At 71.9% G+C, this 9,380-nt stretch carries 11 protein-coding genes; 7 read left to right on the forward strand and 4 right to left on the reverse strand.

The genetic code is table 11. The features are described from left to right. Positions 1-199 precede the first annotated feature (199 nt). Positions 200-400: a hypothetical protein gene (locus tag AB0C29_RS08110; protein ID WP_360816899.1), complete on the forward strand. Its 201-nt coding sequence runs from the start codon at positions 200-202 to the stop codon at positions 398-400. A 58-nt stretch (positions 401-458) separates the two neighbouring features. Here the strand turns inward: AB0C29_RS08110 and AB0C29_RS08115 are convergent, their stop codons facing one another. Both AB0C29_RS08115 and AB0C29_RS08120 read right to left on the reverse strand, forming a co-directional pair. Beyond that, positions 459-938 carry a TspO/MBR family protein gene (locus AB0C29_RS08115; protein ID WP_360816902.1) on the reverse strand — a complete coding sequence of 160 codons (480 nt, stop codon included), beginning with the start codon at positions 936-938 and terminating at the stop codon, positions 459-461. A 30-nt stretch (positions 939-968) separates the two neighbouring features. Then, positions 969-2,141, reverse strand: coding sequence for an FAD-dependent monooxygenase (locus AB0C29_RS08120; RefSeq protein WP_360816905.1), 1,173 nt, complete (start codon positions 2,139-2,141; stop codon positions 969-971). A gap of 121 nt (positions 2,142-2,262) precedes the next feature. Between AB0C29_RS08120 and AB0C29_RS08125 the strand changes: the two genes are divergently transcribed. Further along, complete coding sequence (locus AB0C29_RS08125) at positions 2,263-3,168, forward strand: GntR family transcriptional regulator (protein WP_360816908.1); 906 nt, start codon at positions 2,263-2,265, stop codon at positions 3,166-3,168. Here AB0C29_RS08125 and AB0C29_RS08130 read toward each other — a convergent pair. Continuing rightward, the gene (locus tag AB0C29_RS08130; protein WP_360816911.1) at positions 3,165-3,791 is read right to left on the reverse strand and encodes a TetR/AcrR family transcriptional regulator; all 627 of its coding nucleotides are present in this window, start codon (positions 3,789-3,791) and stop codon (positions 3,165-3,167) included. The two genes, AB0C29_RS08125 and AB0C29_RS08130, sit on opposite strands and share 4 nt — an antisense overlap. Before the next feature lie 107 nt (positions 3,792-3,898). On the opposite strand from AB0C29_RS08130, the gene AB0C29_RS08135 reads away from it, so the two are divergent. From AB0C29_RS08135 to AB0C29_RS08150, 4 genes are all read left to right on the forward strand, one after another. Beyond that, entirely contained in the window at positions 3,899-5,476 is a 1,578-nt protein-coding gene (locus tag AB0C29_RS08135) for a CocE/NonD family hydrolase (protein ID WP_360816914.1), read from the forward strand. Between the two features lie 22 nt (positions 5,477-5,498). After that, positions 5,499-5,867, forward strand: coding sequence for a PadR family transcriptional regulator (locus tag AB0C29_RS08140; RefSeq protein WP_360816917.1), 369 nt, complete (start codon positions 5,499-5,501; stop codon positions 5,865-5,867). A 2-nt stretch (positions 5,868-5,869) separates the two neighbouring features. Then, positions 5,870-6,541: a hypothetical protein gene (locus tag AB0C29_RS08145; RefSeq protein WP_360816921.1), complete on the forward strand. Its 672-nt coding sequence runs from the start codon at positions 5,870-5,872 to the stop codon at positions 6,539-6,541. 91 nt (positions 6,542-6,632) lie between these two features. Further along, complete coding sequence (locus AB0C29_RS08150; protein ID WP_212990991.1) at positions 6,633-6,779, forward strand: hypothetical protein; 147 nt, start codon at positions 6,633-6,635, stop codon at positions 6,777-6,779. Here AB0C29_RS08150 and AB0C29_RS08155 read toward each other — a convergent pair. Then, on the reverse strand, positions 6,769-8,469 hold the full coding sequence (locus AB0C29_RS08155) for an alpha-glucosidase (RefSeq protein WP_360816924.1): 1,701 nt from the start codon (positions 8,467-8,469) through the stop codon (positions 6,769-6,771). The genes AB0C29_RS08150 and AB0C29_RS08155 overlap by 11 nt on opposite strands. A gap of 61 nt (positions 8,470-8,530) precedes the next feature. Here AB0C29_RS08155 and AB0C29_RS08160 point away from each other — a divergent pair. Further along, the coding region (locus AB0C29_RS08160; protein WP_360816927.1) for a glycosyltransferase family 4 protein at positions 8,531-9,380 on the forward strand (850 nt) is incomplete at its 3' end.

The raw sequence follows: 9,380 nt of genomic DNA on the forward strand, positions 1-9,380 counted from the left end.
GGCGCCGGCGACCTCGGCGGCGGCCGGACCCGTGACGACGGCCCCGGCGAAGTAGGCACCGGGGCAGAAGGCCGCGACCGGTGCCCGCCCGCTTGATCCGGGGCCCCCGCCGACCGATCCGGCGTGCGCGCCGGCGGCCATCCTGCCGACGGCCAAGCGGCTGGTGGACGACCCGGCCGCCGGACTGAAGGTGCAGGCCGTGCAGGTCCCGGTCTGCCGCAACGGGTACGCCCGGGTGTTCACCGTCCCGGCCCGTACGCCCCAGCGGTTCGAGGGTGACCAGCTCTTCCTCCGGCTGGTGGACGGCACGTGGACGCTGGTGGGCCGCGGCGCGAGCATCGACTGCGGCGACGCGGACCTGCGACCGGCCATCGCCCGGGCCTGCGCGGCGCTGGCCTGAGCAGCCCGGCTTCTCAGCCGCTTCTCAGTGGGGGCCCGCGAGCATGTCCCGCGTGAGGTCAGTTGGCCGACCAGATGGCGGCGTTCAGGGCGGTCGCGAAGGTGACCCAGGCCCAGTACGGCACCAGCAGCCACGCCGCGGCCCGGGAGATCGGCCGGAACAGAAAGATCGTCGCGCCGATCAGCAGCCACATCGCCACGATGTCGACCAGGGCCAGGCCGTACTGGCCGAAGCCGAAGAAGATCGGTGTCCACAGTGCGTTGAGCACGAGCTGCACGGCGTAGACGGTGAGGGCGCGGTTCCAGCCCGTACGGCGCCAGACCAGCCAGCCGGCGACGGCGATCATCGCGTACAGGATCGTCCACACCGGGCCGAACAGCCAGGACGGCGGCGCCCACGACGGCTGGTCGAGGTTCTGGTACTCGGCGGCCGTGCCGGCGACGCCGAGGCCGCCGATCAGTGCGGCGGCCGCCACCGCGGCGGCGAACGGGAGCAGACCCCACCAGGAGGGCCGGTGCACAGCGGGCGCAGTGGTCATGGCTGGGGAATACCCGCGGCCGCCGCTCGGCTAACTCCGCGCCACCGCATAGTCCTTGAGGGTGATCCGCTCGGCCTTGCCGAACTGCCGGGCCATCAGCGCCCGCAGTGGCGGCCGGGTCATCATCCGCATCGATCCGGCCCGCAAGGCGATCATCGCGGCCGAGTTCGGGGCGAACGCCCGTACGCCGCCAGGCGGCAGCCGGATGCCCGCCGCCACGTAGTGGCTGAGCTCCCGCTGGTACGCCGCGAAGGCCGCTTCCGGATCACCGGGATTCCCGGCGAGTTCACCGGCGAGGACGTACGCGCCGACCAGCGCGAGGCTCGTGCCCTGCCCGGCCAGCGGCGACCCGCAGTACCCGGCGTCACCGAGCAGCACGACCCGCCCGCGCGCCCACCGTTCGACCCGTACCTGGCTGATCGCGTCCAGGTAGCAGTCATCGGCGTCCCGCAACGCGGCGAGCAGTGCGGGCACCCGCCAGCCGACGCCGGCCATGCGTTCGGCCAGCACTTCCCGGGAGACGGGCCGGGGCGGCGACGTGAAGGTCAGCGAGGCCATCGCGGTGCCGGGACGGGCCGGCCGCAGGCCGGCGACCCGTCCGCCCGGGGCGTTGTGCATGAGGAACCAGTGGTTCAGATCACCGGGATCGGGCACGGTGAAATAGCTCGTGTACGCACCGAGGTGCCGGACGAAGTCCCGCTCCGGGCCGAAGGCCAGCCGGCGCACTGCGGAGCGGACACCGTCCGCCCCCACCACCACGTCGAACCGTTCGGTGCGGCCAGAAGCGAATCGCACATCGACCCCGCGCTCGTCCTGGGCCAGCGCGACCAGGTGGTCACCGAACCGGTGCTCCACCTCGGGTCCGGCGTGTTCACGCAGGACAGCGGCCAGGTCACCGCGCAGGATCTCGAGCTCGGCGACGATGCCCTGGCCATCGAAGAGGTCCGCGCCGAGTTCGGCGAGCCGCCGGCCGGAGCTGTCGACCAGGGCCACGCCCCGTTCATCGACGCACCGGGCGCGAATCGCGGCCAGCAGCCCCATCCGCTCGACGACGCTGCGGGCGGCCCCGCGGATGTCGACGGTCTGGCCCCCGGGCCGGGGCGCCGCCGCGCGTTCCACGATGGTGGCGCCGATACCGTGGCGGCCGAGCCAGTGGGCCAGGGCCGGGCCGGCGATCCCGCCGCCCGAGATGAGTACCCGCATGCCTCTCCTCCGGTTGATGCGTACCGTGTACGCGCAGCTTGCTCAGCCGGTCGGGAACAAGCAAACTGCCCTAGTACGGTCGGTCCTGCCGACGCCGGTGTACTAGGACTGGGGAGGCGCGGTGACGGATACCGTGCCGCCGTACCGCCGGATCGCGGAGGAACTGCGCCGCCGGATCCTGGCCGGCGAGCTGACGCCGGGCGACCGGGTGCCGTCGACGCGGCGGCTGGCCGGCGACTTCGGGGTGGCGATCGCCACCGCGACCAAGGCGCTCGCGGTCCTGAGACAACAGGGCTTCACGCGGGTCCGGCCCGGAGTGGGGACGGTGGTGGCACCACGGGCGACGGTCGCGCCGCCCCGGGCGGCGGACGGCGAGCTGAGCCGGGAGCGGATCGTGCGGGTGGCGACGGCGGTGGCCGACGCGCACGGTCTGGGCGAGCTGTCGATGCGCCGGGTCGCGGCCGAGCTGGGGGTGGCGACGATGTCGCTGTACCGGCACGTGCCGGGCAAGGACGACCTGATCCTGCTGATGATCGACGCGGCCCTGGGCGAGGAGCGGCTGCCGGCCGTCCGGCCGCCCGGATGGCGGGCCGGGCTGATCATCTCCACCACGCTGCTGTGGCGGCTGTTCCGCCGGCATCCGTGGCTGGCCCCGGCGATGTCGCTGACCCGGCCGCAACCGGCGCCGAACGGGCTGCTGCTGGTCGAATGGGTGCTGGAAACCCTGGCACCGACCCGGCTCGACCGGCGGCAACGTCTCTACGTGCACATCCTGCTGTTCAGCTTCGCCCGCGGTATCGCGACGGCGCTGGAACCGGAGGCGGAGGCCCTGCGGGAGACCGGGGTGGGCAGCGACGAGTGGATGGGCTCACTGGCACCGCCGTCCGCGCTGAGCACGGATGCCCTGCCGCGCTTCGCCGAGCTGGTCGAGAGCGACGACTTCGACCTGGATCTCGACCTGCTCTTCCGCTTCGGCCTGGCGCGGCTGCTCGACGGTCTCGACGGGTGGCTGAACCGGCCGGGCTAACCGCTGAGCAGGCCCTTGATCATGCGCTGGGCGATCCCGTCGAAGCTCGGTTCGGCGGCGGGCGCGTTCTCGGCCAGCACCCGGGCCAGTTCCGGGTACGCGCCGGTCGCCACCGCCGCCTGCAGCTGCTCGACGTGCGCCGCGATCCGTTCCGGGTCGGTGATGCCGGCCTGCGCCTGGGCCAGCTCGTGGCTCACGTAGCTGGCGACGAAGCCGGTCAGCAGCGCGAGGATCTCCATCTTGGCGCCGCCGGGCAGCCCGGTCGGGGCCAGGGCGGTCAGCGCGCGTTCCAGGTAGCCGAGCATGTTGGGGCCGGTGAGCTGCCGGTTGGGCAGGGCGGTGGGCAGCCAGGGGTGGCGCAGCATCAGCTGCCGCTGCCAGCGGACCAGGTCGAGCAGGTCCGTGCCCCCGTGCTCCGGATCGAAGGCGCTGATCTGGTCGACCATCTGGTCGACCAGGTCGTCCTTGTCCCGCACGTACGTGTACAGCGACATCACCCCGGCACCGAGCTCGGCCGCCAGCCGCCGCATGGTGAGCGCGTCGAGCCCCTCGGCGTCGGCGACGGCGATCGCGGCGGCGACGACCTGCGTACGCGAGTGCTTGGGCGGGCGGCCTCGTGGCACGGATTCCTCCGGGGTGCTATTTTCAGTACAACGTACGGGAAAGGGGTCCGGTCATGGAACCACTGCCATTTTTCCTTCGCTTGCTCCGCCGCCGCGCACGGGAGGCCATGCCGTACGAGGTGCGGTGGGAGCCCGGGATCGAAGTGCCCGCCGCCGACGGCAGCCCGCTGATCACCGACCACTACGCCCCGGTCACCGACGAGGAGTGCCCGGTGCTGCTGGTCCGCAGCGCCTACGGCCGCGGCTTCCCGTGGAACTCACTGTTCGGCGCCTCCTTCGCCGCCCAGGGCTACCGCGTGATCCTGCAGAGCACCCGGGGCACCGGCGGCTCCGGCGGCGACTTCCACGTCTGGCGCAACGAGGCCGCCGACGGCCAGGCGGCGGTCGACTGGCTGCGCAAGCAGGAGTGGTTCCCGGGCACCTTCGCGACGATCGGGCCGAGCCAGTTCAGCTACGCGCAGTGGGCCCTCGGCCTCGACCCGCCGCCCGAGTGGCGAGCGGCGGTGCTGCAGGTCGCCGTCCACGACTTCTACGACGCCATGCACCCGGACCAGCACTGCGCCTTCCGGCTGGAACTGGCCCTGATCGCCGGCATGGCGTTCTTCCATCAAGGGGCGGGCACGGGCCGATATCTCCGCGCCCTGCTGCGACTGGCACGGCATCTGCGGCACGCCGTGCGTGGTGTGCCACTCCTCGACTCCTACCGCCGGGCACTCGGGGGCCGGCGGCAGGAGTTCGAGGACTGGCTCACCCACCCGTACCAGGATGATCTGTTCTGGGCCGGCGCCGACGCCGGGCCGGCGGCGGACCGGATGACCGTGCCGGTGAGCCTGGTCTCCGGCTGGCACGACCTGGCCCTGGACCAGACCCTGCGGCAGTACGCCCGCCTGCGCCGGGCCGGCCAGGAGCCGACCCTCATGATCGGCCCGTGGACCCACACCTCGCTGTTCGAGGCGGGCCGGCCCGAGGTCTTCGCGGACGCCCTGGAGCATCTGCGGGTGCACCTGCGTGGGGAGGGCGAGCGCGGGACCCGGATCCGGGTGCACGTCAACGACGCCTGGCGTGAGCTGAACGCCTGGCCGCCGCCGAGCACCCCGATCCGCTACCACCTGCGGCCGGCCGGTGAGCTGGGTGAGCTCGACGCCGGCAGCACCACCTTCGACTACGACCCGGCCGACCCGACGCCGTCGTTCGCCGGCCAGTCGCAGTCCCGCACGGCCGGGGCCAGGGACAACAAGACCCTGGAGGCGCGGTCCGACGTCCGGACCTTCACCACCGCGCCGCTGAGCTCGGCCCTGGAGATCATCGGTACGCCCACCGCCGAGCTGTACGCGAGCGGCAGCACCGGCCACTTCGACCTGTTCGTCCGCCTCTGCGACGTGCACCCCGACGGCCGCTCGGTGAACGTGTGCGACGGCTTCACCCGGCTGACCCCGGACCACGCGGACAACGATCTGGTGCGGGTGCCCATGGGCGCGGCCGGTCACCGCTTCGAGCCCGGTCACCGGATCCGCCTGCAGGTCAGCGGGGGCGCGCATCCCCGCTTCGCCCGCAACTACGGCACTGGCGAGCCGCTGGCCACCGCGACCGAGCTGGTCGCCACCCGCACGACCGTCCACCACGACCCGGAGCGCCCGTCCGCGGTGATCCTTCCGCTGCACGAGGCGGTACTTGGCGCCGCCTAATAGTGGGGCTATTATGTGACGCATGATAGTGACCGATCCGGGGGACGCCGAGCGGCAGACCCAGTTGCTGCGGGGGGCGCTCGACATGTGCCTGCTCGCACTGCTGGCCCGCGAGCCCGCCCACGGTTACGAGCTGGTCCGCCGGGTCGAGGCGGCCGGCTTCGACGGGGTCGGCTACGGCACCGTCTATCCCCTGCTGACGCGCATGCGCCGGCTCGGGCTGGTCGCCGACGAGCTGGAGGCCAGCCCGGCCGGGCCACCGCGCAAGGTCTACGCGCTCACCGGCGCCGGCCGGGCCCGGCTGGGGTCGTGGCAGCAGCAGTGGGCCCGGTTCGTCGGCGTCGTCGACGCCATGCTGAGCGACACCGTCACCGAGAGCCCGAGGAGCTGACCGTGGACCCCATCGACGACGCGCTGGCCACCGCCGACCGCGCCTGGCGGCAGCACGGCGTGCAGCGGGCCGACCGCGAGGCGCTGGCCGCCGACCTGCGCCTGGATCTGGAGTCGGCGGCCGCGGACGGGGTCGCGCCGGACCGGCTGCTCGGCGAGGACGTGTCCACCTTCGCGCGGCGGCTCGCCGACGAGGCCGGCGTCCGGCGCGAGCCACCGGAGCTGGGGCGGCTGATCGGCACCACCCTGACCGGCGCTGTGCTCGGCGCCGCCGTCGGCTACGCGTTCTTCGTGCTGTTCTTCCAGGTCGCCGTCCGCACTTTCGACATGCCGCGCGGCATCCACGTGCCGGTGCAGGTCGCCGTCGCGGTCTTCTACGGCATCCCCGCCGTGATCGTCGTCGTCGGTGCGGTGACCGCCGTCCGCTACCACCTGCGGGCGCTGCCACGGATCCGGGCGACCGTGCACGCGATGTGCCTGCTGCTGCCCCTCGCCGGCATCGTCATCACCCCGATCACCATGGGCTTCGCCGCGCTGACCGGTTTCAGCACCTGGGCGCCCGTCGTGCTCACCGAGATGCTGCTGGTGCTGGCCGCCCTGGCCGGCGCCACCGTGCTGGCCCGCCGCTGGGCGCTGCGCGAGCAGGCCGGTGTGCGGCAGACCAGCACGGTCTGAGCAGTACAACGGGATGGTCACGGTTGTTTAGCTCGACTCGGCCGGGGGGTACATGCCGCGCCGCATCCCCCACACGAATTGAGGAACACCAATGAGCATCCAGGCTCTCTTCTACCTCATCGCCGTCATCCTGCTCGTGCTCGCCGCGCTGCCGATCGGCACCCGGGGCATCTCGCTGGCCCTGCTCGGCGCGGCCTTCGCACTGCTGGCCTTCTCCTGGGACACCATCACCGGCTGATCCGGCGATAGATGACGGCCTGCCACGGTTGCAGGACCAGATCCTCGGGCGCCGCGGCGTTGGTGAGCAGCAGTTCCGCTGCCTCCCACGCCGCGGCGTCGTCGATCCCGGCCCGGACGGTCTCGCCCGAGAAGTTGCCGATGACCAGCAACGTCGTGTCGCCGTGGGTGCGGGTGAAGGCGTACAGCCGCTCGTCGTGCGGCAGCAGCATCGTGAAGTCGCCGTAGACGACCGCCGGCTCCTCGTGCCGCAGCGCGATCAGCTTGCGGTAGAAGTGATAGACCGAGTCCGGGTCCTTGACCGCGGCCTCCGCGTTCACCTGGGTGTGGTTCGGGTTGACGGCCAGCCAGGGCGTGCCGGTCGTGAAGCCGGCGTGCGGCGAGGCGTCCCACTGCATCGGCGTCCGCGCGTTGTCCCGCCCGCGGGCCCGCAGCACGGTCAGCACATCCTCGGGGGCGCGGCCCTCCTGGTCGACGGCCTGCACGTACTGGCCCAGCGCCTCGATGTCGCGGAAGTCGGCGATGGTGGCGAACGGCGCGTTCGTCATCCCCAGCTCCTCGCCCTGGTAGACGTACGGCGTCCCGCGATGCAGGTGCAGCACCGCGCCCAGCATCTGCGCCGACCGGACCCGGTACTGCGGTGAGTCGTCACCGAAGCGGGAGACCACCCGCGGCTGGTCGTGGTTGTTCCAGTAGAGACTGTTCCACCCGTTCTCGGCCAGCCCGGCCTGCCAGCGGCCCAGGATCGCCTTGAGGTCGGTGAGCCGCAATGGGTACAGCAGCCAGGGGTCCTCGCCCCGGTCGACCCAGACGTGGTCGAACTGGAAGACCATGTCGACCTCGCCGCGGGCCGGGTCGGTGAACAGCTTCGCCTCGTCGATCGTCACGCCCGGCATCTCGCCCACGGTCAGCAGCTCCTGCGGGCGGCCGGCGAAGACCCGTTCGTGCATCTCGTGCAGGAACTCGTGGATCCGCGGGCCGTTCATGTAGGACGCCGAGCCGTCCCCGTACGCGATCCCGGGCCGCACCGGTCCGTCGGGCAGCGTGGTGTCCTTGGAGATGTAGTTGATGACGTCCATCCGGAAGCCGTCCACGCCCCGGTCCAGCCACCAGTTCATCATCGTGTAGACCGCCTCGCGGACCTCCGGGTTCTCCCAGTTGAGGTCCGGCTGCTTACGGCTGAACAGGTGCAGGTAGTACTCGCCGGTGGCCGGGTCGAACTCCCAGGCCGGGCCGCCGAACGCCGCGCCCCAGTTGGTCGGCTCGGCGCCGGGCGCACCGGGCTCCATGCCGTCGCGGGCCGGGCGCCACCAGTACCAGTCGCGCTTCGGGTTGTCCTTGGACGAGCGGCTCTCGGCGAACCACGGGTGCTCGTCCGAGCTGTGGTTCACCACCAGGTCCATGATCAGTTTCATGCCGCGGGCGTGCACCCCGGCCAGCAGCTCGTCGAAACCGGCCAGGTCGCCGAAGACCGGATCGATGTCCTGGTAGTCACTGATGTCGTAGCCGTTGTCGTCCTGCGGCGACGGATAGACCGGGGACAGCCAGATCACGTCCACGCCCAGACCCGCGAGGTGGTCCAGGTGGGCGCTGATCCCGCGCAGGTCGCCCATGCCGTCCCCGTCGGCGTCGGCGAAGCTGCGCGGATAGATCTGGTAAACGACGGCGCGGTGCCACCAGGGGTTCTGCATAGTCACTCCTTAACACGGGAACCTCCCGCGAAACATCGGTTCCGCTCCCATACTGGGGCCCATGAGAGTGGCACTGCTCGGACCGGTCGCTTGGCGCACCCCGCCGGTTCACTACGGACCCTGGGAGCTGATCACCAGTCTGCTCGCCGAGGGCCTGACCGCGCGCGGGATCGACGTGACACTGTTCGCGACGCTCGACTCGGTCACCAAGGCCACACTCGACGGCATCTGCCCGAGCGGCTACGAGGACACCCCGGAGCTCGACGGCCGGGTCTGGGAGGCCCTGCACGTCGCGTACGCGCTGGAGCGCTCCGGCGACTTCGACCTGGTCCACAACCACCTCGACTGGCTGCCGCTGGCGTTCTCCGCGCACTGCAAGGCGCCCATGCTGACCACGGTGCACGGCTTCTCGGGGCCGAACATCCTGCCGGCGTACCGGCGGGGCCGCTCGCACTACGTCTCCATCTCGGACGCCGACCGCTCCCCCGACCTGGACTACGTGGCCACCGTCTACCACGGTGTCGACCTCGAGGGGCTGCCGTTCGACCCGGTGGGCGGGGACGGCCTGGTGGCTTTCGGGCGCATCCACCCGGACAAGGGCACGCACACCGCCATCGAGATCGCCCGCCGGGCCGGCCGACGGCTGACCCTCTGCGGGATCGTGCAGGACCAGCGCTACTTCGCCGAGCAGGTGGAACCGCACATCGACGGCGACCGGGTCGTCTACCTGGGTTCGGTCGGGCCGGCGCAACGGGCCGAGATCCTCGGTGGCAGCGCCGCCCTGCTGCACCCGATCCTGTTCGCCGAGCCGTTCGGGCTCTCCGTGGTGGAGTCGATGATCTGCGGGACGCCCGTGGTGGCGTACCGCAAGGGATCGATGCCCGAGGTGGTCGACGAGGGTCTCTCCGGCC

It is taken from the genome of Actinoplanes sp. NPDC048791 (genome assembly GCF_040650095.1).
Lineage (GTDB): Bacteria > Actinomycetota > Actinomycetes > Mycobacteriales > Micromonosporaceae > Actinoplanes.

Excerpts from the sequence above, each read along its gene's own strand:
- AB0C29_RS08115 (WP_360816902.1), bottom strand. The coding sequence starts at position 938 with ATGACCACTGCGCCCGCTGTGCACCGGCCCTCCTGGTGGGGTCTGCTC.
- AB0C29_RS08120 (WP_360816905.1), bottom strand. The coding sequence starts at position 2,141 with ATGCGGGTACTCATCTCGGGCGGCGGGATCGCCGGCCCGGCCCTGGCC.
- AB0C29_RS08135 (WP_360816914.1), top strand. The coding sequence starts at position 3,899 with ATGCCGTACGAGGTGCGGTGGGAGCCCGGGATCGAAGTGCCCGCCGCC.
- AB0C29_RS08140 (WP_360816917.1), top strand. The coding sequence starts at position 5,499 with ATGATAGTGACCGATCCGGGGGACGCCGAGCGGCAGACCCAGTTGCTG.
- AB0C29_RS08150 (WP_212990991.1), top strand. The coding sequence starts at position 6,633 with ATGAGCATCCAGGCTCTCTTCTACCTCATCGCCGTCATCCTGCTCGTG.
- AB0C29_RS08155 (WP_360816924.1), bottom strand. The coding sequence starts at position 8,469 with ATGCAGAACCCCTGGTGGCACCGCGCCGTCGTTTACCAGATCTATCCG.